This window comes from Micromonospora sp. NPDC048947 (assembly GCF_040649495.1).
GTDB classification, from domain to species: Bacteria; Actinomycetota; Actinomycetes; order Mycobacteriales; family Micromonosporaceae; genus Micromonospora; species Micromonospora alfalfae.
Genome location: NZ_JBEZFO010000012.1, coordinates 137,865 through 162,957, shown reverse-complemented (window position 1 = coordinate 162,957; position 25,093 = coordinate 137,865). Strand labels below are relative to the sequence as shown.

Annotated in this window: 27 protein-coding genes; 8 read left to right on the top strand and 19 right to left on the bottom strand. The window is 72.6% G+C overall.

Translation table 11 applies throughout. The features are described from left to right. Positions 1-48: 48 nt before the first annotated feature. From AB0B98_RS19005 to AB0B98_RS18980, 6 genes are all read right to left on the bottom strand, one after another. Positions 49-1,287, bottom strand: coding sequence for a beta-ketoacyl-[acyl-carrier-protein] synthase family protein (locus AB0B98_RS19005; RefSeq protein ID WP_357364135.1), 1,239 nt, complete (start codon positions 1,285-1,287; stop codon positions 49-51). Next, complete coding sequence (locus AB0B98_RS19000) at positions 1,284-2,900, bottom strand: class I adenylate-forming enzyme family protein (protein ID WP_357364133.1); 1,617 nt, start codon at positions 2,898-2,900, stop codon at positions 1,284-1,286. The genes AB0B98_RS19005 and AB0B98_RS19000 overlap by 4 nt, the downstream gene beginning before the upstream one ends. Continuing rightward, positions 2,897-3,334 (bottom strand): beta-ketoacyl synthase chain length factor, encoded by a 438-nt coding sequence (locus tag AB0B98_RS18995; RefSeq protein ID WP_357364131.1) that lies wholly within the window; start codon positions 3,332-3,334, stop codon positions 2,897-2,899. Before AB0B98_RS18995 ends, AB0B98_RS19000 begins: the two co-directional genes overlap by 4 nt. Before the next feature lie 161 nt (positions 3,335-3,495). Continuing rightward, complete coding sequence (locus AB0B98_RS18990; RefSeq protein WP_357364129.1) at positions 3,496-4,599, bottom strand: beta-ketoacyl synthase N-terminal-like domain-containing protein; 1,104 nt, start codon at positions 4,597-4,599, stop codon at positions 3,496-3,498. Continuing rightward, a complete protein-coding gene (locus AB0B98_RS18985) occupies positions 4,592-4,837 on the bottom strand; it encodes an acyl carrier protein (RefSeq protein WP_357364127.1) in 246 nt (81 codons plus the stop codon). Before AB0B98_RS18985 ends, AB0B98_RS18990 begins: the two co-directional genes overlap by 8 nt. Further along, the gene (locus AB0B98_RS18980) at positions 4,837-5,103 is read right to left on the bottom strand and encodes an acyl carrier protein (protein ID WP_238672266.1); all 267 of its coding nucleotides are present in this window, start codon (positions 5,101-5,103) and stop codon (positions 4,837-4,839) included. Before AB0B98_RS18980 ends, AB0B98_RS18985 begins: the two co-directional genes overlap by 1 nt. Positions 5,104-5,118: 15 nt before the next feature. On the opposite strand from AB0B98_RS18980, the gene AB0B98_RS18975 reads away from it, so the two are divergent. Further along, positions 5,119-5,793, top strand: coding sequence for a 4'-phosphopantetheinyl transferase superfamily protein (locus AB0B98_RS18975; RefSeq protein WP_357364125.1), 675 nt, complete (start codon positions 5,119-5,121; stop codon positions 5,791-5,793). On the opposite strand, the gene AB0B98_RS18970 is transcribed toward AB0B98_RS18975, so the two are convergent. Then, positions 5,721-7,070 carry a class I adenylate-forming enzyme family protein gene (locus AB0B98_RS18970; RefSeq protein WP_357364123.1) on the bottom strand — a complete coding sequence of 450 codons (1,350 nt, stop codon included), beginning with the start codon at positions 7,068-7,070 and terminating at the stop codon, positions 5,721-5,723. The genes AB0B98_RS18975 and AB0B98_RS18970 overlap by 73 nt on opposite strands. Before the next feature lie 397 nt (positions 7,071-7,467). On the opposite strand from AB0B98_RS18970, the gene AB0B98_RS18965 reads away from it, so the two are divergent. Next, positions 7,468-8,538, top strand: a complete 1,071-nt coding sequence (locus AB0B98_RS18965; protein ID WP_357364121.1) for a serine hydrolase domain-containing protein — start codon at positions 7,468-7,470, stop codon at positions 8,536-8,538. A gap of 61 nt (positions 8,539-8,599) precedes the next feature. Here AB0B98_RS18965 and AB0B98_RS18960 read toward each other — a convergent pair whose 3' ends face one another. The 10 genes from AB0B98_RS18960 to AB0B98_RS18915 form a co-directional block, all read right to left on the bottom strand. Further along, complete coding sequence (locus AB0B98_RS18960) at positions 8,600-9,427, bottom strand: M55 family metallopeptidase (protein WP_357364119.1); 828 nt, start codon at positions 9,425-9,427, stop codon at positions 8,600-8,602. A gap of 176 nt (positions 9,428-9,603) precedes the next feature. Then, the gene (locus AB0B98_RS18955) at positions 9,604-9,921 is read right to left on the bottom strand and encodes an antibiotic biosynthesis monooxygenase family protein (protein WP_357364117.1); all 318 of its coding nucleotides are present in this window, start codon (positions 9,919-9,921) and stop codon (positions 9,604-9,606) included. Beyond that, positions 9,918-11,183 (bottom strand): beta-ketoacyl synthase N-terminal-like domain-containing protein, encoded by a 1,266-nt coding sequence (locus AB0B98_RS18950; protein WP_357364221.1) that lies wholly within the window; start codon positions 11,181-11,183, stop codon positions 9,918-9,920. The genes AB0B98_RS18955 and AB0B98_RS18950 overlap by 4 nt, the downstream gene beginning before the upstream one ends. Positions 11,184-11,188: 5 nt before the next feature. After that, on the bottom strand, positions 11,189-12,463 hold the full coding sequence (locus AB0B98_RS18945) for a beta-ketoacyl-[acyl-carrier-protein] synthase family protein (RefSeq protein ID WP_357364115.1): 1,275 nt from the start codon (positions 12,461-12,463) through the stop codon (positions 11,189-11,191). Next, entirely contained in the window at positions 12,460-12,864 is a 405-nt protein-coding gene (locus tag AB0B98_RS18940; protein ID WP_357364113.1) for a cupin domain-containing protein, read from the bottom strand. Before AB0B98_RS18940 ends, AB0B98_RS18945 begins: the two co-directional genes overlap by 4 nt. After that, positions 12,857-13,612, bottom strand: coding sequence for an SRPBCC family protein (locus tag AB0B98_RS18935; protein WP_238672274.1), 756 nt, complete (start codon positions 13,610-13,612; stop codon positions 12,857-12,859). The genes AB0B98_RS18940 and AB0B98_RS18935 overlap by 8 nt, the downstream gene beginning before the upstream one ends. Then, a complete protein-coding gene (locus tag AB0B98_RS18930) occupies positions 13,609-15,039 on the bottom strand; it encodes an acetyl-CoA carboxylase biotin carboxylase subunit (protein ID WP_357364111.1) in 1,431 nt (476 codons plus the stop codon). The genes AB0B98_RS18935 and AB0B98_RS18930 overlap by 4 nt, the downstream gene beginning before the upstream one ends. 19 nt (positions 15,040-15,058) lie before the next feature. Beyond that, positions 15,059-15,589: a biotin/lipoyl-containing protein gene (locus tag AB0B98_RS18925; RefSeq protein WP_357364109.1), complete on the bottom strand. Its 531-nt coding sequence runs from the start codon at positions 15,587-15,589 to the stop codon at positions 15,059-15,061. Further along, on the bottom strand, positions 15,586-17,334 hold the full coding sequence (locus AB0B98_RS18920; protein WP_357364107.1) for an acetyl-CoA carboxylase carboxyltransferase subunit alpha: 1,749 nt from the start codon (positions 17,332-17,334) through the stop codon (positions 15,586-15,588). The genes AB0B98_RS18925 and AB0B98_RS18920 overlap by 4 nt, the downstream gene beginning before the upstream one ends. Beyond that, complete coding sequence (locus tag AB0B98_RS18915; protein WP_357364105.1) at positions 17,331-17,669, bottom strand: TcmI family type II polyketide cyclase; 339 nt, start codon at positions 17,667-17,669, stop codon at positions 17,331-17,333. The genes AB0B98_RS18920 and AB0B98_RS18915 overlap by 4 nt, the downstream gene beginning before the upstream one ends. Positions 17,670-18,094: 425 nt before the next feature. Here AB0B98_RS18915 and AB0B98_RS18910 point away from each other — a divergent pair, with 425 nt between their 5' ends. From AB0B98_RS18910 to AB0B98_RS18895, 4 genes are all read left to right on the top strand, one after another. Further along, positions 18,095-18,892, top strand: coding sequence for a BTAD domain-containing putative transcriptional regulator (locus AB0B98_RS18910; RefSeq protein WP_238672279.1), 798 nt, complete (start codon positions 18,095-18,097; stop codon positions 18,890-18,892). Positions 18,893-19,022: 130 nt separating this feature from the next. Next, entirely contained in the window at positions 19,023-19,433 is a 411-nt protein-coding gene (locus tag AB0B98_RS18905) for a TcmI family type II polyketide cyclase (RefSeq protein WP_357364102.1), read from the top strand. 1 nt (position 19,434) lies between these two features. After that, positions 19,435-20,784, top strand: coding sequence for an NAD(P)/FAD-dependent oxidoreductase (locus tag AB0B98_RS18900; protein WP_357364100.1), 1,350 nt, complete (start codon positions 19,435-19,437; stop codon positions 20,782-20,784). A gap of 343 nt (positions 20,785-21,127) precedes the next feature. Then, positions 21,128-22,288 carry a hypothetical protein gene (locus AB0B98_RS18895; protein ID WP_357364098.1) on the top strand — a complete coding sequence of 387 codons (1,161 nt, stop codon included), beginning with the start codon at positions 21,128-21,130 and terminating at the stop codon, positions 22,286-22,288. 219 nt (positions 22,289-22,507) lie between these two features. Here AB0B98_RS18895 and AB0B98_RS18890 read toward each other — a convergent pair whose 3' ends face one another. Together AB0B98_RS18890 and AB0B98_RS18885 are read right to left on the bottom strand one after the other, a co-directional pair. Next, positions 22,508-23,224 carry an isocitrate lyase/phosphoenolpyruvate mutase family protein gene (locus AB0B98_RS18890; RefSeq protein WP_357364096.1) on the bottom strand — a complete coding sequence of 239 codons (717 nt, stop codon included), beginning with the start codon at positions 23,222-23,224 and terminating at the stop codon, positions 22,508-22,510. Between the two features lie 189 nt (positions 23,225-23,413). Beyond that, positions 23,414-23,848, bottom strand: coding sequence for a GNAT family N-acetyltransferase (locus AB0B98_RS18885; RefSeq protein ID WP_357364094.1), 435 nt, complete (start codon positions 23,846-23,848; stop codon positions 23,414-23,416). Between AB0B98_RS18885 and AB0B98_RS18880 the strand changes: the two genes are divergently transcribed. Further along, a complete protein-coding gene (locus tag AB0B98_RS18880) occupies positions 23,847-24,542 on the top strand; it encodes a DUF1223 domain-containing protein (RefSeq protein WP_357364092.1) in 696 nt (231 codons plus the stop codon). The two genes, AB0B98_RS18885 and AB0B98_RS18880, sit on opposite strands and share 2 nt — an antisense overlap. 40 nt (positions 24,543-24,582) lie before the next feature. Beyond that, complete coding sequence (locus tag AB0B98_RS18875) at positions 24,583-24,981, top strand: MmcQ/YjbR family DNA-binding protein (protein WP_357364090.1); 399 nt, start codon at positions 24,583-24,585, stop codon at positions 24,979-24,981. Positions 24,982-25,093: the final 112 nt, after the last annotated feature.

Genomic DNA, 25,093 nt, shown 5'->3' with positions numbered 1-25,093 from the left:
TTCCCCCTGTTGCCGTCCGGGCACACCCCGCCCGGGATGCCGCCTCGATCACCCCCTCGGCTCGGCGACGCGCGCCAGCAGCAGGCTCACGTTCTGGCCGCCGAACCCGAACGAGTTGGTCACCGCGTACTCCAGGTCGGCGGTGCGGGGCGTGCCACGGATGTGGTCCGCCGGGCAGGCCGGATCCGGATCGTCGAGGTGGTACGTCGGCGGCAGCAGCCCTCGACCGAGCGCCAAAGCGGTGGCCGCCGCCTCCAGCACCCCGGACGCGCCGAGCAGGTGACCGGTGAGCGCCTTGGTGGAGCTGACCGGCACACCGCCGACGCCGAAGACGTCGGCCAGGGCGGTGGTCTCCGCGATGTCACCCAGCTTCGTGCCGGTGCCGTGTGCGTTGACGTAACCGACCGCCGCCGCCGGCACACCGGCGCTGCGCAGCGCCCGGCGGATGCACGCCGCAGCGCCGGCGCCGTCCGGGCGGGGGGCGGTCGGGTGGTACGCGTCAGTCGTCGCGCCGTGGCCGGCCACCTCGGCGTACCCGGCGACGCCGCGCGCCGCGGCGTGCTCGGCGCGCTCCAGCACCAGCAGGGCGGCACCCTCGGACAGGACGAAGCCGCTGCGGGAGGTGTCGAACGGTCGACTCGCCCGGCCCGGGTCGGTGCCGGCGCGCGCCAACGCCCGCGCGTTGCCGAAGGTGTCGGCGAAGGTCGGGAAGAGCGGTGCCTCGCTGGCCCCGCAGAGCACCACGTCGACCTCTCCGGTGGCGATGAGCCGCACCCCGTCGGCGACTGCCTGGGCGCCGGAGGCGCAGGCGGTGCCGACCGACGAGCTGTAGCCCCGGATGCCGTGCGCGATGGCGATCCGCGCCGCCGGCATGTTCGGCAAAATCCCGGTGAGCAGGTACGGGCTGACCGCCGCCCGACCCCGGGCCGCCCGGGCCAGCACCTGCGACTCCAGGGTGGCCATCCCGCCGACCCCACCGACGATCACACCGATCCGGTCGGGGTCGACGTCGCGGCCCACCTCGATGCCGGCGTCGGTGAGAGCGTCGGCGGCGGCGAGCAGGGCGAGGACGACGATCCGGTCCAGCACCCGGGTCTCCGGCCCGGACGCGACGGTGCGTGGGTCGATGTCGGGCAGCAGGCCGGCGACGTCCAGCGACGTGCTCGCCGGGTGCCCCCCGGGCGGGCGGGTCAGCCCGGACCGGCCGGTGGTCAACGCGTCGAAGGTTTCCTCGACGCCCCGCCCGACCGGGGTGAACAGACCCATCCCCGTGATCAACGCGGTCACGAGCTGACCTCGGTGAGGTAGCGCTCGCGCAGGACCACCTTGCGGACCTTGCCGGTCACGGTGACCGGGATGTCGGCGGAGCGCACCGGCACGACCCGGCGCAGCGTGGCGCCGACGTCCGGGCCGAGGGCGGCCCGGACCCGCTCTGTGCGGTCCTCGGCCTCGTCGGCGCCGGCGGCCAACTCCAACAGCACGTCGGTGACGACCGCGCCGGCCTCGGCGACGATCACCACAGTGCAGTCGGTGACGTCCGGACAGGCGGCGAGGATGCGCTCCTCGGACAACGCCGTGTAGAAGCGCCGCCCGTCACCGGCGTCGACCGAGTCCACCGCCCGGTCCAGGTGGTAGTAGCGGCCCTCGGCGTCGGCGCGGACCAGGTCACCGGTGAGATACCAGCCGCGCTGGCGGAAGCGGTAGGTGGTGACCGAGTCGTTCCAGTAGCCCCGGAACAGCGACGGCGAGTCGATGCCCAGGAAACCCACCTCGCCGACCGGCACCGGCTCCCCGTCGGCGTCGAGCACCGCGACACTGGCGAACCGGTACGGGCGGCCGATGCAGCGGCCGTAGCGGTCGGTGTCGGCGCGGTGGGTGATGTGGAACATCGAGTGCCCCATCTCGCTGGAGCCCAGCCCGTCGATGAAAACCGAGCCGGGCACCTTCGCCACCCCGTCGCGGGTGATGGTGTCGCGCCAACCGACAGCGACCAGGCGTCGGATGTGCGGCTCGTGCGAGGCGTCGCCGGTGTTGAACCACAGCCGCACCGAGTCCAGGTCGTACCCGGACAGGTCGAAGCGGGCAAGCTCCGCCCAGGTGACCGAGAAACCGAACACCCCGTCGGGGCGCCAGCGTTGGATGGCGTCCAGCACCTGCTCGCCGCCCTGCTCGGAGAGCAGGAACATCTGCGCGCGGTTGCCCAGCGCCTGGTTGACCATCAGCACAGTGGCGGTGTGCGGTGCGGGTAGCGCGTTGAGGATCCGGGTGGTGCCCTGCGCCTGCGGCATGGTGAACAGGTGTCGGGTGGCCGCGAAGAGGCTGGCGTGCGAGTGCAGCACCGCCTTGGGCACCCCGGTCGTCCCGGAGGTGTGGGTGATCACGATCGGGTCGTCCGGGTGGTGCCGGTAGTGCGCCGGGGCCGTGGCCGGGTCACCCGCGCCGGCCTGCGCGGGAGTGCCGAGCAGCGGTACGCCCAGGTCGTGCCCGGCCAGCAGCGCGGTGTGCTCGTCGTCGGCCAGCACAGCGACGCCCCGCAGGCGTCGGATGTACTCGGCGGCGATCTCCGGGCGGAGTTTGCCGTTCATCAGCGCCGGGATCGCGCCGAGCCGGGCCAGTGCCAGGAAGCTGAGCACCATGTCGGCGGCGGCGGAGGCCCAGACGGCGACCGGATCGCGGGGGCGTACCCCCTGTTCGTGCAGCCAGGCGGCGCGGGCGGCGACCCGCTCGTCGAGCCGCCCCAGCGTCAGCGGCGTCTCGGCGGGGTGCCCGTCGACGGTGGTGTCGAAGGTCAGTCCGGGCCCGTCCGGGTCGGCGCCGTGCGCCAGGACCCGGGCGAGGACGTTGCCCGCGCCCAGCTCGGTGTCGGCGGCCAGTGCGCCGCGCAGTCCCCGTTTCCTCATTGTCGTGCTCCTCCCCCCAGCAGCACCGCGACCGCCTCGGTCGGCCCGTCGGGTGCCTGTTCGATCAGGATCAGCAACACCTCGTCGGCGTCGCCGTCGTCGCGCAGCAGGTCGGCCTCGGCGACACCGTCGGTGTACGGGTCGCCGGTCGGGCTGAGGCAGACGACCGGGCCGTGCAGGTCCCAGCGGGCCGCGAGGTGCCCGGCGACGCTGTTGGGCACGGACTGGAAGAAGAACAGCGGGCCGACCCGCCCGCCGGCCTCGACGGTGGCCCGTACGTGCTGGGCGCTGGCGAGATCGCCGCTGGCGCTGACCAGCACGATCCCCGTCCGCACCCCGGCCGGTACTCCCGCCGACCCGTACCCCCGCCGCAGACACCGCTCGGCGACGGCCACCACCACCGGTGCGAAGTCCGAGTGCACGAACCCCGGCACGCCCGCCGCCGCGCCCGCGACGTCCCCACCCTCAGGCCAGCAAGCCCGAGCCCTGACCCCCGCCCTGACCCTCGTCGATCTTGCAGTTTCGGTCGTCGTTTCGGGTGTTTGGTCAGAATCGTCGGGGCAGAAAGTGCAAGATCGCGGGGACTCGGGGGCGGTCATTCGAGGCCGACCAGGAGAGCGGTGTTGGCGCCGCCGAAGGCGGCGTTGAGGGTCAGGGCGTGGGTGGCTTCCGTCTTGTGGGGACGGTCCTTGACCACGTTCAGGGGGCAGGACTCGTCGGGGGCGAGCCAGCCGGCGTTGACAGGCAGTTCACCGTGGCGCAGCGCGAGCGCGGTGACCACCAGTTCGAGTAACCCGGACGCCTCCAGCGCGTGCCCGTGCACCGACTTCGTGGAGCTGACCGGGACCCGGTCGGCATGCCCACCGAGGGCCCGACGTAGGGCGGCCGCCTCGGCGGCGTCGCTCTGCGCGGTTCCGGTGGCGTTGGCGTTGACGTAGCCGACGGACTGCGGTGCCAGCCCGGCCCGGTGCAGCGCGCCGCCGACAGCGCGGGCCAGTCCGCTGCCACCGGGCTCCGGCTGGCAGGGATGGAACGCGTCGCCGGCCCGCCCCCAACCGACAACTGTGGCCACCGGATCGACACCGCGTCGCCGCCCGGTGCTCGACTCCAGCACCACAGCGGCCACGCCGTCACCCAGCAGCAACCCCCGGCGGCCGGCGCTGAACGGGCGGACCGCCCCGTCGACAGCGAGGGCGCGACCGGCGTCGAAGAGCGCGAACTGGTCCGACTCCACCAGGTAGCCGGCAGCGACCACCACCCGCTCGACGTCACCGCGGGTGATCCGGGCGGCGGCATCGGCCACCGCCGTGCTCGCCGACACGCAGGCGCTGGTGTAGACCCGGGTGTGACCCGAGAGTCCACATCGGGCGGCGAGCTGTCCGGCGAGCACGGCCGGCGTCGGGCCCGGGGCCGGGCCGCCGTGCACGGCGAGCAGCAGGGCGCACCCGCTGCGCTGCGCGCGGTCCAGGCCGGCCGCTCGGCAGGCCGCGTCGACAGCGGCGGCCAACTCGTCTGGGAGGGTGGCGACCTCGGGCAGTGTGGCCGCCACTGTGACCCGGCGGGCGGCGGTGTCGAATCGGCTCACCGCTGCGAACGCCGGCACCCCGGCCAGCACACCGGCGAGCTGCGCGTCGGCGCCCCGCCCCAGGGCGCTGACCGCGTGCACACCGGTGAGCTGGGCGACGCGCGCCTCAACCATCTGCGGAGGCGGTCAGCGACGCCCGGAACACCACCAGGGCGTCGTCGACGGTGCGGATGCCGGCCAGCTCGTCGTCGGTGAGGTCGAGCCGGCACTCGTAGCGCTGCTCGACGAGGTGCACCAGCCAGGCAAGCTCCATCGAGCCGATCCGGTCGGACACCTCGGCAGCCGGTTTCGCGGTGAGTTCGGCGAGCATGCTCATCAGGTCAGCTCGCCCCAGATCGGGCTGACCGCTCATCAGGCGTTGTCGCTCGTCGCCTCGGTGACGCGATTGGCGACCATTGTGGTGAACTCGCCGACAGTCATCAGGGCCAGCTGCTCCGACTCGTCGTCGGCGAACGTCAGGCCGTACCGGTCCTCGACCCGGACGGACAGGTCGGCCAGGGCGAGTGACTCCAGGTCGACGCCGGACGGGCCGAGCGTGGTGTCGTCGTCGAGCCCCTCGACGTCGTAGTTCATGTCGGCGAGCTGCTCGACGACGAAGGCGCGGACCTCGGCTCTCATGGATACCCTCTCTAGGTGGGTCAGCTGACGGTGTCCGGTCGGGACACCGTCTACGTGTGGGTCGGCCGGGACACCGGCGGTCAGCCGGACCCGTCCGCTGTGCTGGTGCGGCGGGCGAGTGCCCTGCTGCTCGGTCGCGCGAACACCGCTGTGGTGCTGACGCACGACCGCGAGGGACGGCCGGTCGTCCGCGCCGACGAGGTCGAGGTAGCGGTCAGCGTCAGCCGCACCGCCGGGCTGGTGGTGGTCGCCGCCCGTCGGGCCGGCGCGGTCGGGGTGGACGTGGAGCGGATCCGCCCGCTGCCGGCGCTCGCGCTGGCCCGCCGCTGGTTCCCGCCCGCCGAGCTGGCCTGGTTGGGCGATCGGCCCGAGGCCGGCCGGGCTGTGGACTTCCTGCGACTGTGGACCGCCAAGGAGGCGGTCGGCAAGGCGTGCGGGCAGGGGTTGCGCGGCGGCGGGCTTCGCCGGTTGATGCCGCCACCGGGGCTGCCGTTGCGGCCGGTGCCCGGCGCCGAGGCCCTGCGGGTCGGTCACCCGCGGCTGGGCCGGGGCCTCGTCCTGGCGATCGCCGCACAGGCGAGCGCACCTGTCGACGTCAAGGTGGTGCAGCGGCCCGGTCACGAGGTGGCCGCCGAGCGCAGCACGTCGGTCGAGCGGACCAACTTGCCGGTGGTGGTACGGGGCAACTGATCGAGCAGGTGCAACGCCCGGGGCCGCTTGTAGCCGGCCAACCGCTCGGCGAGGAGCTTGTCCAGCGACTCCTCCGACAGCGGTCCGTCGGGTTGGACGTACGCGGTGATGCCGTCGTCCCAGACCACCACGGCGGCGGCCACACCGGTCAGCTCGGCGACGGTGGCCTCCACCTCGGTCAGGTCGACCTTCATCCCGCCGACGGAGACCTGCGAGTCGAGTCGACCGCGCACCGTGACCAGGCCGGTGTCCTCATCGACGGTGCCGGCGTCACGGGTGTGCAGCCAGCCGTCGGACCACCGGGTCGGGTCGCTCAGTCCGACATACGGCGACGCCGGGCAGGACACCCACAGCTCACCCCCGGACTCGCGGACCTCGATACCGGGCGCGGGGGCGATCGACGGTCGGTGCGCGCCATACAGGTCAGTGCCGATCACCCCGACCTCGGTCATTCCGTACATGTTGCCCAGCGGCACCCCGTAGCGATCGGTGAACGCCCGGGCGACGGCGGCCGGCACCAGCTCACCACCGGTGGTCATCCGCCGCAGCTGTGGCAGTGGACCAGCCGGGCGGGTGGAGGCGAGCAGTCCAATGTGGAACGGCACACCGAGCACTGTGGCCGGTGTGGTGCCGGAGCTGATCGCGGCCAGCACCGCGTCGCCGCTGAGCCGCTCCGGCGGAACCAGCTCGACCCCGGCGTGCAGCCCGTAGAGCAGGCCACCGACCAGGCCGAGCACGTGCACCATCGAGGGCAGCAGTATGAGCCGCTCGCCAGGCAGCGCCACCCCGTCGATCAGGGTGTAGCGGTGCACCTCGGCGACCAGGTCGGCGGCGGTGCGGCCGATCACCTTGGACGGGCCGGTGGAGCCGGAGCTGAGCTGGATCACGGCCTGGCCGCTGACCGCCGGACGGTCGGCGTACCCTGTGACGCCCTCGGTGACGTCGACGAAAATCTTCAGCGCGCCGCCACCGGTCCGCACCGGAGCGACCACCACCTGCGGGGTCAACCGGACCAGCGCCCGGTCCACCTCGTGGTCGGTGAGCCGGTGGTCGAGCAGGATCGCCTGCCCCCCGGCGCGCCAGGTGGCAAGCAGGTTCACCACGTACGCCAGCGACGGTGGCAACCGCAGCGCCGCAGCGCCACCGGGGCGCAGTCCGGCAGCGGTCAACCGGTGCTGCGCGGCGGTGACCAACCGGTGCAGGGCGGCCCGGTCGACGGGCTCGGGCAGACGGAGACAAACGTCGGTCGGGTGGCCGGCGAAAAGGACATCGTCCACCCAGCCGGGGTCGGTCGCCGTAGGATCTTCTGCCGTCACTGCCGTTCACCGCCCAGCATGAAAGAGGGCGAATCCGCCCATCACGTACGCTTGTCGGGGTGTTGCGGGGAACCATACGACGGCCGCAGGGCCATTGCTAGATGCGAATGGATGGATCAGAAGCAGCGGCCCGCCGGATTGCCGACAGCCCGTTCGGCGGACAGGATCGAGCGGGCGACTTGGCGGAGCGTCACCGAGACATGACCCCTCGTACAAGCGTCGCGCGGTACCAACCGGACGGCCGATGGCGTCGCGGTTATCGGTGCACCGGCCCGTCGAAGGGGGTGGGGTTGGCCGGAGCACCACCGGGGGGCGTTCCGGAGTGATGGCCCCTGGACCGGCGACCATAGTGGAGCCCATGCGGACTCTTGCGGTGGCAGCGACAATGACATTGCTGGTGGCGACGGCTGCCACCACAACACGCAGTGAGCTTCGGCGTGATGCCGAGGCACTGCGGGCGACCGGTGTGACCGGCGTCCTGACCCGCCTGGAGTCCCGGACCGGGGTGCAGGTTGTCCGCTCGGGCCGGGACGTTGCGCGCGACCCCTACCTCCGGATCGGGAGTACCACAAAGACGTTCACCGCGGTCGTGGTGCTGCAACTCGTCGGCGAAGGAAGGCTGACGCTGGACGATCAGGTTGACAAGTGGCTGCCGGGTGCGGTGGCCGGTCGGCGGATCTCCGTGCGGCAGCTCTTGCAGCACACCAGCGGACTGTACGACTACTCGTCCGACCTGATCGGGAACTACGCCACGCCCGAGTCCTACCGGCGGGAGCGGGACAGGCCGTACCCGCCGGAGCAGCTCGTGACGATTGCCCTGGGCCACCCGCAGGGCGCCACCACCTGGTCGTACTCGAACACCAACTACGTCCTCGCCGGCATGCTGATCGAAGCGGTCACCGGGCGGAGCTGGGCACACGAAGTGGACGCCCGCATCACGGGGCCGCTGGGCCTGCGGCGCACCCGCACCGGATTCTTGCGCGACCTTCCCGCGCCGCATGCCACGAACTACATGCAGTTCACCCGGGGAGGTCCGCTGGTAGACACGACGACTGCGATCCGCGGGCTGGACAGCGGCGCCGACGGATCGATGACCAGCACGGCGTCCGACCTCAACCGATTCCTGGCCGCCCTGGCCGGAGGCCGCCTGTTGCGACCGGCGCAGCAGGCGCAGATGCGCACGCTGGTCGCGACGGCGGATTCGCCTGCCGGTTCCGGGTACGGGTTGGGCATCTTCTGGATACCGCTGTCCTGTGGCGGTGGCTACTGGCGACACGGCGGCACCGGTTTCGGATACCAGGTGGAGCCGGCGTTCACCGACGACGGGCGTCGGTTGACCGTGTCGATCTTCACCAACACCGGTGACCCCGAACTGGCGGCGACCCGCCAGAACCTGCTCAACGACTTGGTCGATAACGCCTTCTGCTAGGCCGTGTCTGCACAGTCGTAACGACGACCCGCGCCACACCAGGACTCTTCGGGGACGCCGGCTAGCCGGGTTTGATGCTGGCGAGTTGAACGAGCAGCTGAACCAGCCGGTACGCCTCGGCGACGTCGGCGGCGTGGAACGCGACAGTCCGGCCGCCGCCGACGCGGGTCACACCGGGCACCAGAGTTGCGAGGTCGACCATGTACGGGCCGTACAGGTCGACCTCGACGTCCAACGGCCCGGCCATCTTCGCCGGGGGAATCGAGGCGCGCCGGGCGATCGCGTCGGCGGCGGCGTGGCGCAGCCGCTCCCGCGCTTCCTGTGGATGCAGTGTCACCGCGGCGGCCTGCCCCAGGGTCTGCTTGACGGCGACGGTGACCGCGGCGGGCACCAGCTCGCTGAATTCCGTGCAGGCGGTGTCGTCTCCGCTGAGCAGGACGACGGGCGCGTCCAGGTGCCCCGCCATGGCGACGTTGAGGCCGATCTCGCCCAACGACCGGCCGGCCACCCGCACGTCGAGGACGGCGTCACTTATCGTGTGGGCCAGCACGGCGGGCCCGGCACCGGCCCGAGCGTGATAGCCGACGAGCAGAACGGCATCCGTCTGCTCGTCCAGCCCCGCGAGCATGCCCAGCGGGCGGGGTTTGCCCCGCACCAGGTGAGCGCGCCGGTCGAGGTCCTCCGGCAGGATGTTCCGAAACGTGCCGTGCGCGTCGGCGACCCACACCACCGCGTCGGGTTCGGCATCGAGGACCCCGGCGATCACCGCGTTCGCCTCGGCCGTCATCAGCGCCCGGCCGCGCTCGTAGTCGTACCGATCCGGGTTCGTCTCGGCGGGATGCACGATCCCCGAGATGCCTTCCAGGTCCACCGAGATCAATACCTTCATGGCTCCAGGACCCTACGCCCTCTGACCACAATGTCGACCCCGCGCGGCGCAGCCAGGGCACCGGCCCGCCTACCCGCGTCGATCTTGCAGTTTCGGTCGTCGAGATGCGTGGAATGACCCCCATGTCGCGACAGTAAGTGCAAGATCGCGGAAGCGGACCGGGGTGGCGCGGAGTGTCAGGGCAGGGCGGGGGTTTGGGCGTGGATGTGGAAGCGCAGCGAACGGGCGTCGGTGAAGCACTCCCGCATCGGGCGGACCAGGTCACGGTGTTCGGGGCTGCGTTCCCAGTCTTCGAAGTCGGCCAGGCTCACCCACTCACTGGTGATCAACCACTGCTCCGGGTCGGTCGACGACCGGCACACCTGGTCGACCAGGTGCCCCGGCACACCGTCGGCGACCAGGTGTCGCACCTTCTCGTACGCGGCGAGGAACTGCGCGGTGCGCGGCACTGGCACCCGCACCAGAAAGACCACCCGGGCTCGTTTGTCGCTCATGACGCCTCTCCCCTCATCGGCGCGGCCCCGCGCAGGACCAGCGCGCTGTTGAACCCGTCGAAGCCCCGCGCGCAGATCAGGGCGAGCCGGCTTCGCGGTTGGCGGTGCTCGCGCAGGAAGTCCAGCTCGCAGCCCTCGGCCACCTCGTCCGGTCCCGCCGACGCGGGCAACGTGTCGTGGGCGAAGGCGAGCAGCGCGGTGGCCACGTCCAACGCCGACCCGCCCTGGTACGCCCGACCGGTCAGCGGTTTCTGCGTGGTCACCGGGGGTGGCCGGTCGGCGAACACGGCCCGCAACGCCTCGGCCTCGCTGCGGTCGTAGCGGGGCACGCCGAGAGCGTCGGGCAGCACCACGTCGATTCCGGCGGCGGCGACGCCCGCCCGGTCCAGGGCCAACCGCATCGCCCGCGCGTACTGGACCGGGTCGCCGCTGCTCTGCTCCGTGGTGTGCGCGGCGTCGTGGGTGGAGCCCCACCCGCTCACCTCGCCGTAGACCCGGGCGCCCCGGGCCAGGGCGTGCCCCAACTCCTCCACCACGAACACCGCTCCGCCCTCGGCCGGCAGGTAGCCGCTGGCCGTGACGTCGAACGGCCGGTACGCCCGCTCCGGGTCGGCGACGTCACTGAGCAGTCCCGAGCGCAACTGGCAGGCGAGCGCGTACGGGCTCAACGGGCACTCGGTGGCCCCGGCGATCACGACCGGGGTGCCCCTGCGCACCGCGCGGGCGGCGTGCGCCAGGCTGTCCAGCCCGCCGGCCGACTCCGCGACCAACACCCCGCTCGGGCCCTTGAACTGGTGATGGATGGAGAGCTGCCCGACGCTGGCCGCGTAGAACCAGGCAATCGACTGGTACGCCCCGACCGTCCGCGACGTGCCGCCCCACAGCCGTTGCAGTTCCCGCTGACCGAACAGGTTGCCCCCGGACGAGCTGGCCAGGGTCACCGCGTATCCGTACGGGTCGGGGGCCCGGTCGGGCAGGCCGGCGTCGGCCAGGGCCAGCCGGGTGGCGGCGAAGCCGAGGTGCGTCCACCTGTCGGTCTGCACCAACTGTCGACTGTCGGCGTAGGAGTCGGCGGTGAAGCCGGGCACCTCCCCACCGAAGCGGGTCGGATAGCCGGCCGGGTCGAACAACGTGATCGGCCCGGTCCGGCGGGTGCCGGCGAGGACCGTACGCCAGTGCGCGTCGGCGCCGATGCCGCTCGGCGCGACCACCCCGATGCCGGTCACCACCGCCCGGGCCGTCGCGCCGCCACTGTGCGACACGGCGCTCACGCCGCCACCGCGCCGACCATCCGCCGGAACACCATCGCCGACTGGAAACCGCCGAACCCGCTGCCCACCGAGAGGGCCACGTCCACCGGGACCTCCCGCGCCTCATTCGGTACGTAGTCCAGGTCGCACTCCGGGTCCCGGGTGCTCCAGTTCGCCGTCGGTGGCACCACACCGAACTCGATGGCCAGGGCGCACGCGGCCATCTCGATCGACCCGATCGCGCCGAGCGAGTGCCCGACCATCGACTTGATCGAGCTGACCGGTATCCGGTACGCGGCCTGGCCCAGCGCCCGCTTGAACGCGGCCGTCTCGTGCCTGTCGTTCTGCCGGGTGCCCGACCCGTGCGCGCTGATGTAGGAGACCTGCTCGGGCAGGATCCGACCCTGCCGGAGGGCGTCGGTGACGGCGAGGCCCATCTCCAGCCCGTCCGGCCGCAGCCCGGTCATGTGGAAGCCGTTGCTGCGGCTGGCGTAGCCGGCCACCTCGCAGTAGATGTGCGCTCCCCGTCGCCGGGCGTGCCCGGCCTCCTCCAGCACCAGCACCGCCCCGCCCTCGGCCAGCACGAACCCGTGCCGATCGGCGTCGAACGGGCGGGAGGCGTGCGCCGGGTCGTCGTTGTCCGGGCTGGTCGCCTTGATCGCGTCGAACGAGGCGACAGTCACCGGCGAGATCGGCGAGTCGGACGCGCCGGCCAGCATCACGTCCGCCTCACCGTCCACGATCATCTGGTGGGCGTACCCGATGGCGTCGATGCCGGATGTGCAGCCGGTGGAGACCACCTGCGCCGGGCCGTGCAACCCGTGCCGGCAGGCCACGTCCGCCGCGAGGCTGCTGGGCACCAGAGCCTGATAGAGGTACGGGCCACCGCGCGCCGCGTCCACCAGCCACCGTCGGCCGTGCTCGCTGACTGTGACGTACTCCTGCTCCAACGCCATCGTGCCGCCCACCGCCGTGCCCAGCACCACCCCGGCCCGGTCCCGTTCCGCGTCGGTGAGCACCAACTGGGCGTCGGCCACCGCCTCGGCGGAACAGGCCAGCGCGAACTGCACGTACCGGTCGGCCCGGCGTCGCTCGGCCTCGCTGAGCCCCGCCGCGACCGGGTCGAAGTCGCACTCCGCCGCGATCTGCGACCGGAACGCCGACGGGTCGAAGAAACTGATCCGCCGGGTGGCGGTCCGCCCCTCGGTGATGGTCTTCCAGAAACGGTCCCGGCTGGCGCCACCCGGGGCGACCACCCCGATCCCGGTCACCACAGTGCGACGCCTGGTCATGATCCGCCCCGCTGTTCGACCAGTTCGGTGTCGACGTGCCCCAGCTCGGGCCTCGGGGCGAGCGGTCCCAGGTGGAAGACCACCTCGGCCGGTTCGACGCCGGTGTTGCGCAGCCGGTGCCGCACGTTAACCGGTACGAACAGCCCCTCGCCGGCGGCCAGCAGCGTCGGCTGGTCGTCCAGGTCGACGGTGATCGCGCCCCGGATCAGGTACAGGAACTCCTCGCTGTACGGGTGGTAGTGCTCGGCGATCCGCTCCCCCGGAACGAGCGTGGCCACCCCGAGGAAACCTGAGGTGCTGCCGACGGTGCGGGGGCCGAGCAGCACGCGCAGCTCACCGCCGCGCCGGCGGTCGGCGGGTACGTCCCGGGCGGCGATCGGGCGGGTGCTCAGGTCACTCATCGTCGGCCTCCGTCGGTGCGTCGCTGGCGGTCGGGCTGCCCTGGTCGGCACGCTGCCAGGCGATCCGCTCCACCCGGTCCTTGATCACCGCGAGTTGGATCACGCTGTTGGTGTTGATCCGCTCGGTCATCGCGGCGTTGTCGACAGGCGCTGTCGGCTTCATCGCGAAGTCCTGCGTCCAGGTCATCCGGGTGCCACCGGCTTCCTCGGTGTAGCGCCAGTGGATGCGCATGTACTCGAACGGCCCGGTCTCCACCCGGTGCGCCCGGACCTGCCTGCTCACCGGGTCGGCGGTGCGCTCGCTGACCCAGCTCCAGGACACCCCGTTCTCGTCGGGGTACATGGTGAGGCGGAACCGCACCGTGTGCGCCTCACGGTGCAGGATCTCCACCACGGCGTACTCGGTGAACAGCTCGGTCCAGTTGGCCACGTCGTTGGTGACCTCCCAGACCAGCCCCAGCGGCGCGTCGATGACCACGCTGTTCTCGGTGTGCCCGGGCGGGTCGGCGCGGCGGGCGACCAGGTCGGCGACCGCCGGGATGCTCAACTGTCCGGCCTGCTCGGGGATGGCCACCTGCCAGCGGTCGGCGACGACCGCCGACAGTTCCAGCAGGGCGAGCGAGTCCATGCCCAGCTCCTCGAGCGACGCGGCGGGCGCCCGGGCCGCGGCGTCGGCGTCCAGCCCGCAGTGTGCCACCAGGATGTCGGTGATCTCGGCGGTCATCGGGCGACCATGGGTGACGGTCATCGGGTCCTCCTGTGGGTTGCGTCGGGATCGGCGGCGGGCGCGGTGCGCGGTGCGGGGGTGGCCGTCGGCCCCGGCGCGGGCGCGGCGAGCAGACGGTCGACCAGGCCGGTGGTGTAGCGGCCCTTGCGGAATGCGGCGTCGTCGAGCACCCGCCGGACGAACGGGATCGTGGTGTGCACGCCCGGACCGGCGATGTCGAACTCGTCCAGGGCACGTTCCAACCGGTTGAGGGCCAACTCCCGGTCGGGGGCCCAGACGATCACCTTGGCGAGCAGCGAGTCGTACCAGGGGCCGACCAGGTAACCGGCGCTGGCGTGGGTGTCCACCCGGGTGAACGGGCCGCCGGGTGGGGTGAACCGCTCCAACCGGCCGGGGGTGGGGGCGAAGCCGCGCCCGGGGTCCTCGGTGTTGACCCGACACTCCACAGCGACGCCGTGCAGGCGGATCTCCTCCTGCCGCCACCGCAGCGGTACGCCGGCGGCGATGTGCAGTTGCTCGTGCACCAGGTCGATCCCGGTGACCATCTCGGTGACGGGATGCTCCACCTGGATCCGACAGTTGATCTCCAGGAAGTGGAACCTCTCCTCGGCGTCGACAAGGAACTCCAGCGTGCCGGCACCGACGAAACCGACCTGGAGCGCACCCCGCAGGGCGGTCTCGGCGATGGTGTCGAGAACGGCGGCGGGCAGCGCCGGCGCGGGCGCCTCCTCGACCAGCTTCTGGTGCCGGCGCTGCACCGAGCAGTCCCGGGTGCCCAGGTGCACCCCGTTGCCGTGGGCGTCACAGAGCACCTGCACCTCGACGTGTCGCGCCTCGGTGAGGTAACGCTCGACGTACACCCGGTCGTCGCCGAAGGCGGCCTGCGCGGCGGCCCGGGTCCGGGTGTACGCCCGGCGCAGCTCGCCCGGTGTGTGCACCACCGTCATCCCCCGGCCCCCGCCGCCGGCGGCGGCCTTCACGATCACCGGGTAGCCGACGGCGTCGGCCACCTCGGCCGCCGCGGCGGCGGTCGGCACCGGCGCGACACTGCCCGGCGACAGCGGCAGGCCGGCGCGGCTCATCAGTGCCCGGGCCGAGGACTTGTCGGCCAGCGCGGCCATCACCGCCGGTGGCGGGCCGATGAACGTCAGCCCGTTGTCGGCGCAGATCTCGGCGAAGTCGGCGTCCTCGGAGAGGAAGCCGTAGCCGGGGTGCACGGCCTGCGCCCCCACCTGCCGGGCCGCCTCCACGATGGCGGCGGCGTTGAGGTAGCTGCGCCGACTCGACGCCGGTCCGATCCGGACGGCCTGGTCGGCGAGGCGGACCGCCGCCGAGTCGGCGTCGGCGGCGGAGTAGACCACCGCCGTTCGCACGCCGAGCTCCTTGCAGGCGCGCAGCACCCGCAGTGCGATCTCGCCGCGGTTGGCGATGAGCACGGTCTCGAACATGGTCAACCACCCCGCGCCGTCATGCCGGGTCCAGCTCGACGAGCGGCTGGTCGTACTCGACCGCCTGGCCGTCCTCGACGAGGATCGCGGCCACCCGGCCGGCCCGGTCGGCGGTCACCTCGTTCATCAGCTTCATCGCCTCGACGATCGCGACCGGCTGGCCGGGGCGGACCAGGTCGCCCACCGCGACGAACGGCCGCGCGCCGGGCTCCGGCGCCCGGTAGAAGGTGCCCACAATCGGTGCCCGCACCGCGGCGCGCCCGGGCACCGGCGGCCGCAGCACAGCGGGTGGGGCACCGGGCGCCGGCCCGGCCGTTGGTGCCGCCTCGGCCCGGGGCAGCGGTACGTCCGGTCGGGTCGCGTCGTCGGGGTGCCACTCGACCTCCAGCACGGCCGGTCCGCTGCGCAGCCGGATCCGGCGCACCGGTCCGGCCAGCTCGGCGATCAGGTGCTGCGCCTGCCGGCGTAACCCGGCCAGCGCCTCCTCGCCGTCCACCCCGACGTCGTCGGACGCGTCGACTGTCGACAGCGCCCGGTCACCGGCGGTCATCGCAGGCCCGCCCGAGCGCCGACGCGGTTCGCGCCGAACCGTCGGAAGCGTTGCCGGCGCAGGCGGACCAGCATGGCCGGCGGCACGTCCAGCAGCGGCAGGAGGTTGGCCAGCAGCGCGGCGCGCAACCGGTGGGCGGTCTCTGCCGGGTCGTCGTGCGCGGCACTCGACGGCTCCGGCACGACCTCGTCGACCACCCCGAGCCGGCGCAGGTCGGGCGCGGTCAGTCGCAGGGCGCGGGCGGCCTGCGGCGCCGCGGACCGGTCCGGCCAGAGGATCGCCGCACACCCCTCGGGGCTGATCACCGAGTAGACGGCGTTCTCCAGCATCAGCACCCGGTCGGCCACCGCCAGCGCCAACGCGCCGCCGCTGCCGCCCTCGCCGGTGATCACCGCGAGCACGGGCGTGGGCAGCACGGTGAGGGTGAGGATGTTCTCGGCGATGGCCGCCGCCTGGCCCTGCTCCTCGGCGCTCACCCCGGGATCGGCGCCGGGGGTGTCCACCAGGGTGACCACTGGCAGGCCGAGGCGGGCCGCCAGGCGCATGAGCCGCAGCGCCTTGCGGTGCCCGGCCGGGCTGGCCATGCCGAAGTTGCGGGCAACCAACTCGGCTGTGGTGTGCCCTTTCTGGTGACCGATGACCATCACGTGCCGGCCGGCCAACCGGGCCACCCCACCCACGATGGCCGGGCAGTCCGCGCCGAGCCGATCGCCGTGCAGCTCCACGAACCCGTCGAAGACCGAGTCCAGGTAGTCCAGTGTGGTGGGCCGCCCCGGGTGCCGCGCCATCCGGACGGTGTCCCACGCGTCGCGTACCGCCGGGGTGCCGGTGTCCTTCTCGGCCGCCGGGTCCGGCGGCTGCGCCAGGGCCGCGCCGTCGTCGGCGAGGCGCTCGCGGTGCGACGCCGGCTCCTGCCGGGGTACGGCCGGACGCGCCGGACGGCCGGCGCGGGTCGCGGCGAGCAGCGCCGCCAGCCGTCCGCGCAGCGACCGGCGCTGCACCACCATGTCGACCTGCCCGTGTTCGAGCAGGAAGTCGGCGGTCTGGAAGCCCTCCGGCAGGGCCCGCCCGGTGATCTGGCGGATCACCCGAGGGCCGGCGAAGCCCATCCGCGCGCCACTCTCGGCGAGCACCAGATCGGTGTTGGTGGCGAACGACGCGGCCACCCCACCGTAGGTCGGGTCGGTGAGGACGCTCACGGTGAGCAGCCCCGCCTCGCGCAACGCGGCGATGGCCTGACTGACGGTCGCCATCTGCATCAACGACAGCGCGCCCTCCTGCATCCGCGCCCCGCCGGAGGCGGTGATCAGGACGAGCGGCGTCCGGTCGTCCAGCGCCCGTTCGGCCGCCCGGGTGATCAGCTCGCCCACCGCGCAGCCCAGGCTGCCCCCGAGGAAACGGAAGTCCATCACCGCCAGGGCCACCGGGTGCCCACCGATGGTGGCAGTGGAGCAGACGACCCCCTCGGCAAGACCCGTGCTGGCCCGCGCGCCGGTGAGCCGGTGCGGGTACGGCAGCGCGTCGACGAAGTCGAGCGGGTCCGCCTCCGGCAGCCGGTCGGGCAGCAGGCGCAGCGAACCCGGGTCCACCAGTTGGCGCAGGCGTTCCGGCGCGCCGAGTCGGGCATGTTCCCCGCACTCCGGGCAGACGTCGAGGTTGCGGCGCAGCCGTTTGCGGTAGAGCAGGCTGGCGCAGCCGGCGCAGCGGGACCAGAGCTGCTCTTGGCGCGGCGCGGTGGCCGTCACGACCGCCGCCCGGCGTCCGGGGCGTCGAACCGGTAGAAGCACCGCGCCATGGCGTCGCGCGGCGAGCGCCAGGTCGTCAGGTACGGCGACACGTACGGGCGTAGACGGTCACTGACCCGGATGAACTCGGGGTGGTCACGAGCGGCCTCCACCGCGCCCTCTGTCGGCTGCGCGGTTTCGAGCAGGTGCACATAGAGGTCGTGCAGTCGGTACAGCGATCGGTGCCGGACACCGACCAGGCGCGGCAGCTCCGTCGCGTCCGACTCGGCGAAGATCTCGGCGACCCGCTCCTCGGCGGTCGGATCCACCTTCGCGACGATCAGCGATCGGTCCATATTGGGCCTCCCCCCACGGCGTCCGGCCGGCGACGGGTGGCCCCCGGACGCGCTGGACGACTGCCGACACGATGCGCCGATCCTCGTCACGGCGGCGTCACCGCGCCGGGTCGGCCAGCGACGGAGAGCGGTGACGCTGCGTTGACGCAACCTGTGTATCAGCTATGTGCCCAGCGCGCTCAACGCGCCAACGTTTATGCAGTTCAGAACCGATCTCGGGTTGACTGTCGCCAATTGAAGGGTCGCGCTGACGTTGACGCAACGTGACCATTATTGATAATCTTCAGCGTGGTCAGCCCAGCGGCCTCGGCGGGCGGGGCCGCGTCCGGCCACGCCGCGATCGGCGGGGTCGACAGTGGCGTCGAGGGCAACCGATCCGGAACACAGCAGACAGTCGGGACGAGCGTTCCGCAGGGGGTGCCGCCGTGGCCGCTGATCCGTCCGTGCCGACCGCCGGAGACCCGCCCGAGGAGGGCGTCTCACTGCACCTGCTCGGAGGTTTCCGACTCCTCCGCGAGGCGGTGCCGGTGGTGGTGCCGCGTGGGCTGCAACGGGTGATCGCGCTGATCGGGCTCCGCCCCGGCGCCACCCGCAGCCAGCTCGCCGGGCTGCTCTGGCCCGACGCGTCGGAGGAGCGGGCGCTGTCCTCCCTGCGTACCGCCCTGTGGCGGCTGCGACAGGACCCGTGCTGCCCGATGACAGTGGCCAGCGACACCGTACGCCTCGGCCCGGCGGTTCGGCTCGACGTGGACGACCTGGTCGGCACCGCGGCCCGGGTCCGGGACGGCGACGACCCGCGCACCGCGGCCGGGGCGCTCGCCGCCGGACGGCACGACCTCCTCCCCGGCTGGTACGACGACTGGGTGCTGCTGGACCGGGAACGCCTGCGCCAACTTCGCCTGCACATGCTGGAGCAGGTCGCCGGGCACCACCTGGCCGCCGGACGGCACGGCGAGGCCCTCGAAGCCGCGTTGGAGGCGATGGCCGCCGAGCCGTTACGGGAGACACCACACCGACTGGTGGTCCGCATCCACCTGGCCGAGGGCAACGCCTTCGAAGCCGTGCACGCGTTCTACGTCTACCGGGACCTGTTGCGCCGGGAGCTGCGGCTGGAGCCGAGCCCCGCCATGAGCGCCCTGCTCGACGACACCCTCGCCCCGATCCGCCAGGCCAGCCGCGAGGCCATCGCCGACCGCCCGTCACCCGCCGCCCGGCGTACGTGACGGCGGTGCCCGTCACCGCCCGGTCGGCGTACGTGACGGTGATGTGACAGGCACTGCGGCACGGTGGGCGCACAGAGCACGTGGCACCGGCCCCCGAGGGGCTGGGCAGGCCACCGGCGGAAGGGGTCCCATGAGTCGTCTACTGATCGTCAGCCGGATCATCCCGGGAGCGGAGGGGCGGGTCGCGCAGATATTCGCCGAGTCCGACGCCACCGAACTGCCCAGCCTGACCGGTGTCACGCACCGATCCCTGTACTGCCTGCACGACCTGTGCGTACACCTGCTGGAGACCTCGGACGACGTCGACCCGGACGCGCTCGCGGCGGCCCGCAACCACCCACTCTTCCGACAGGTCAACGAACGGCTCTCCGCGCACACGTCGCCGTACCTGCCGACCTGGCGCTCCCCCCGGGACGCGATAGCCGGCTGCTTCTACCGGTGGGACGCGGCCGAGGCGCCCGCCGCGCGCCCGGCCGGCACCGAGGCGCCCGCTCCGCGCCCGGCCGTTACCGACGCGCCCGCCGCGCACCCGGCCGGCTGACATGTCCGCCGCGCCGCCGCACGTCCTGATCATCGGCGCGGGCACGGGCGGGCTGTGCCTGGCGCACGGCCTGCGCCGCGCCGGGATCAGCGTCGCCGTCTACGAACGGCACCGCGACCGCGCCGAAGGGCTGCTCGGCTACCGGGTCGGCATCGGCCCCACCGGTAGCCGAGCGCTGCGGGAGTGCCTGCCCCCGGAGCTGTTCGCCACCTTCCTCGCCACCTGCGCCCGGCCGCCGCACTACTTCAACGTCGTCACCCAGGGGCTCCGCCAGACCGCGTCGTTCGCGCTGCGGCCGAACGCCGACCCGGTACACACCGAACACTCGGTGGCCCGGATGGTGCTGCGCCAGGTGCTGCTGACCGGCCTGGAGGACGTGGTGCACTTCGACAAGACCTTCACCCGGTACGAGCAGCGCGACGACGGCACTGTCACAGCGCACTTCGCCGACGGCACAAGCGCCACCGGCGACCTGCTGGTGGCTGCCGACGGCACCCACTCCGCCGTACGTCGCCAGTACCTGCCGCACGCCGTCACCCGCGACGCCGGGACGATCAACATCGCCACCCGGATCCCGCTGACCCCGCACACCCGCGGTCTCATTCCGGAGCGGGTCCAGCAGGGCATCTCGCTGATCTTCGGCGTCGGCGGAATGATGGGCGTGCTGCACGTCATGGAGTTCAAGTGGGACGCCGAACGCAGGATCAAGCCCGGTGTCAGCGAGACCGACGCGGCAGTGCTCCGGGACTGGCCCGGCCTGGCCCACGACACCACCACCGACAACATCAACCTGATCATCTGGAGTGCGGCAAACCGGTTCCCGACCGACATCATGGAACGCCGCGGTGAGGACCTGGTGCAGGTAGCTCTGGACCTCACCGCGAACTGGCACCCGCACCTACGGGAACTGCTCACCCACGCGGACCCGGCCAGCGCCCTACCGATCAAAGTGTCCACGTCCGAGCCGGTGCCGCCCTGGAAGAGCAGCACCGTCACCATGCTCGGCGACGCCATCCACACCATGACCCCCGGTCGGGGCGTGGGCGCGAACACCGCGCTGCGCGACGCCCGCCTGCTCTGCGCACAGCTCAGCCGCGCCACTGCCGGCGACAAGACGCTGCTCCAGGCGGTCGCCGACTACGAGGCCGTGATGGCGCCGTACGGCTTCGCCCGGGTCGCCGAATCGTTGAACCGCAGCGGCACCAGCGGCGACGACCGGATGTACCGGCCGGTGGTGGGTCGGCTCGCGTTGCTCGGCGCGCGCGGCTACTTCGGAGTGACCAGCCGGGTGCCACGGCTCCGTCGCCGGTTCGTCGACGACTTCCACACCTATGAGGGCGACCGGGACTGAACCCCGCATCGCCCGACCCGGGCTCGGCGTTCCGCGCCGGGCCCGGGTCGCATCATGTCCGCGCGCTCACGCCCCGGCCGGTCCCGCCGAGGTCCGTTCATGCCCGGCCTCGGTATCGTCGCGTCCGGGCCCTGCCGGGTCCCGGTCTTTCCGGTCCTCGTCTCGACGGGTCGGGTTCTGGTGCGATCGGGCGACGCTGTGTCACCCGGCAGGCACCGGCTGAGGTGGCCGGCCCGTCCGCAACGCTGTCGACCGATCCTCTCTCTCGCCGGCAATACGCGTGTGCGAAGCTGCGGCGAGTTTTTCTCGTGACTTTTCCAACGAGCTGAGAGGGAGGTTCGCCGTGGCGTGGTCTTTCGGACACTCGCTGATACTGGTACTGGCACTGTTGCTGGGCCTGGCCGCCGGGTGGCTGCTGCGCGGCCGGCGGGGCGTACAGGGCAATTCGATTGTGGATGGTGACCCCGTCGCCGGCCTGGCCGTCATCGAATCGCCCACGCCGGCTGCCACCACCGACGAGGACCGGCCCGCGGCCGCCGTCGACCCGGCACCCACCGCGGTCGCCGACGAGCCGGTGCCGGTCGACACGGTCAGCGCGCCAGCCGCGGTGACCGGGCCGGACGGTCCCACGCCGGTGCCCGTGCCGGCGGATGCCCCGAGCACTGTCGACCCGGCGGACATGGCGCTGACCGAGGACCCGCCGCCGGTACCGGTGACCGAGCAGTCCGACGCTGAGGAGCTGCGGCAGGAAGCGGCCCCCGAGCCGGTCATTGTCGACGAGCAGCCTGCCCCGGCGGCCGTGGTCGCTCCCCGCCAGCCCGCGGACGACCTCGCGACCGCCGACGACGCGCCGGTCGCGGCCACCACCGCCGACAGCACGCCGGCCGACACGACGCCGGCCTCCGTCGGCGCGGCCGACGATGCGGAGACCAAGGCCACGGCGGCCGACCCGGCAGAGGCACAGGCGATCGCCGACCAGTCGACCGCCGAGCCGGCGCAGGCCGACTCCGTGCACGCCGAGCCGGCGCAGGCCGAGTCCATGCACGCCGAGCCGGCACAGGCCGAGTCCATGCACGCCGAGCCGGCACAGGCCGAGTCCATGCACGCCGACCCGGCGCAGGCCGGGTCCGCGGTCGACGCTGCGGAGGCCGAGCGGTCGGCGGTGGCCACGCCTCCGGTCCGGCCGGTCAGCACCGCGACCCCTCCGGTCCGATCGGCCGCCGACGCGACGATCAGCAGCGTCGACGCCGACCCGACGGGCCCGGCCGACGACTTCCGCCGGATTCAGGGAATCGGGCCGAAGATGGCGGCCGCGTTGCAGGACGCTGGCGTGCGTACGTACGGCCAGCTCGGCGAGTTGGACGAGCCGGCGCTGCGCGACCTGATCCGGGCCGCCGGCCTGCGCGCCGCACCTGGGCTGGCCAGCTGGCCGCAGCAGGCGCGCGTGCTCGCCGGCGCCGGCGAGGAGATGGCGGCGGTGCTGCCGAACGGCAACCAGGCCTGACCGCCTGCAACCGAGCCCCCGGCTGCCGTCATCACGACGGCGCGCCGGGGGCTCGGCCGTTGCTGTCGAGAATCCCCGACGCCACCCCGGTGATCGACTCGGCATTCCGGAAACCGGGCCATCCATCCGACCCGGACACCCCGACTTCCAGGAATACGAGTCGATCACGCCAGGCCGAGCGGCTGCGGCGCAGCGCTGACCCGTGAGTGGCGGGCAGCCTCAGGCGCGTAGCTCGGCCGCGAGGTCACCGATCGACGCCATCGCGTACCGCTGCATTCCTGGCCCGAAGGTGATGCGTGTCGCGCCGTGGCGGCCCAGCTCGGTTACGGACTCCCGGTCCGGTCCGGCGGCCATGTTGATCGGCCCGGAGATGCCCTCCCGCAGCTGCGGGAGCACCTTCAGCGGCGCCAGGATCGGGTAGACGCAGTCGGCGCCGGCCGCCACGTAGCGGCGGGCCCGTTCCACCGCGTCGGCCGGGTCACCCGTCCCGACCAGGAACGTGTCGACCCGGGCGTTGATGAAGAGCGCGTCGCCCGCCTCCGCGCGCACCTCGGCCAGCCAGTCCGCGTGCCGCTGCGGGTCCTTCAGGGTGGCGTGCCCCTCCGAGTCTTCCAGGTTGCAGCCGACCACGCCGGCCTCCACCAGCCGCCCGACCAGTTCGCGAGGGGCGAGGCCGTAGCCGCCCTCGACGTCCGCGGACACCGGAACGGAGACAGCGCGGACGATGCGCGCGACCGCCGCGAACATCTCGTCCGGCGGGGTCGCGCCGTCCTCGTAGCCGAGCGAGGCGGCGACACCCGCGCTCGGGGTCGCGAGCGCCAGGTAGCCGGCGTCGGCCAGTACCCGGGCGCTGGCCGCGTCCCAGGGGCCCGGCAGGACGAGCGGGTCACCGGCGGGGCGGTCGTGGTGCAGGGCACGGAAGGTGGCGGCTGTCATCGTTGGTGTCTCCCGACGGGGCTGCGGAGGGGCGGGGTTCAGGCGTTGTATCCCCCGTTGGAGTCAAGCACGGCACCGCTGATGTGCGAGGCCGCGGGGCTGGCCGGGAACGCGAGGGCCGTGGCGGTCTCGGGCCAGGCCACGGCAGTTCGACGAGGAAAAGGTGATCCGCGCGGGCCGGGAGCGCGGTTATTTGATCTTGCGGGTGGACCTGACCACGATGTTCTCGTACTCCGGGTGCTTGACCACCCAGTCGGCGATGAACGGGCAGATCGGCACGACCGTCCGACCCTTGCTCCGCGCGTCGTCCAGCACGGCCCGCGCCAGCGTCGACCCCACGCCCTTGCCCTCGTACGCCGGATCCACCTCGGTGTGGGTGTAGGCGATGATCGAGCCGGTGAGCTGGTAGGTGACGAACCCGACCACCGCGCCGGCCTCGTCGCGCGCCTCGAAACGCTCCCGCGTCGGCGCGTCTGTCACTGTGAACTGCACAGGACCATCCAACCACCCGGCCGGCGGCGCTCGCCGCAAGGCCGGCAGGGGACGCGACCCACGTGCATTGTCTCGGCCGGAACGGGAAACGCAACGCCGCCGGGCACGCAGTGGGAGGAGACAGGCCACCATGACGAATCCATCGACGGACGGCGGCTTCGCCGTCGTCGAGATGTTCACGTCCCAGGGCTGCAACAGTTGCCCTCCCGCCGAGGAGTTGCTGAGCGAGATCGAGCGCGACGCACGGGCTCGGGGCCAGAACGTCTTCGCCCTCGGGTTCCACGTCGACTACTGGGACGACCTGGGCTGGCCCGACCAGTTCGCGGACGCGGCGTACACCGCGCGCCAGGAGGCGTACGCCCGCGCGTTCGGTACCAGAGGTCTGTACACCCCGCAGATGGTCGTCAACGGCACCGTCGAGTTCGTCGGTTCCGATCGCCGCCGGGCGGCCTCCGCGATCATGTCCGCCATAGCCTCGGCCACCGCCACACCACTGGCGCTCTCCATCGGCAACCTGGGCAATGACCGGGTGATGGTGGATTACCGGACCGAACAGCCGCCAGAGCGCGCGGTGTTGCACGTGGCGGTCATGGAACGGGACCTGACCAGCGACATCGCCCGGGGGGAGAACGCCGGGCGGACGCTGCGGCAGGACAACGTCGTACGCGCCTTCAGGTCGGTGGGCCTGGACGCCGAGCGGGGGCAGGTGGAGCTGGCGACACCACCCGGTCTCGATCCGCGGAGCGCCAGTGTTGTCGGTTATGTCCAGGAGAACGGCGAACGGGCGATCGTCGGCGCCACGGCCATCGAACTGTCCACCGCGTAACCTCAGCGCATGCTCATGGTGCGCGGTGCGAGGGGGTTCGGTGGCTGACGCGGACGACGTACGCCGGGTGGCGCTGGCCCTGCCACACACTGTGGAGATCGCCAGTGCCGGCTTCGACTTCCGGGTGGCCGACAAGGGCTTCGTCTGGTCCTATCCGGAGCGGACGCCGGGCAAGCCTCGGGTGATCCGGCTCGACATCGCTGTGCTGTTCGTCGGCGACGAGGCGGAGAAGCAGGCTCTCCTGCTCGGGGAACCCGAGATCTTCTTCACCACGCCCGGCTACCAGGGCCTACCCCTGGTGCTGGTGCGCCTGGCGGCGGTCGACCTGGACCGGTTGACCGAGCTGGTCACCGACGCGTGGCGGATGCGCGTGCCGGACGCGCTGGTGGGCGACAGCGAGGGCGAAGTGCTGGGCGACCATGCGGGCGTCGGCAAATAGCGACATCAGCACGCAACGGGTTGGACACATTGACGGGGATCTCGGTACTCCATTACCGTGACCGAGAGAGCGCTCTCTCACCTGACCTTCCCCCCAATTCAGACGCAAAGCG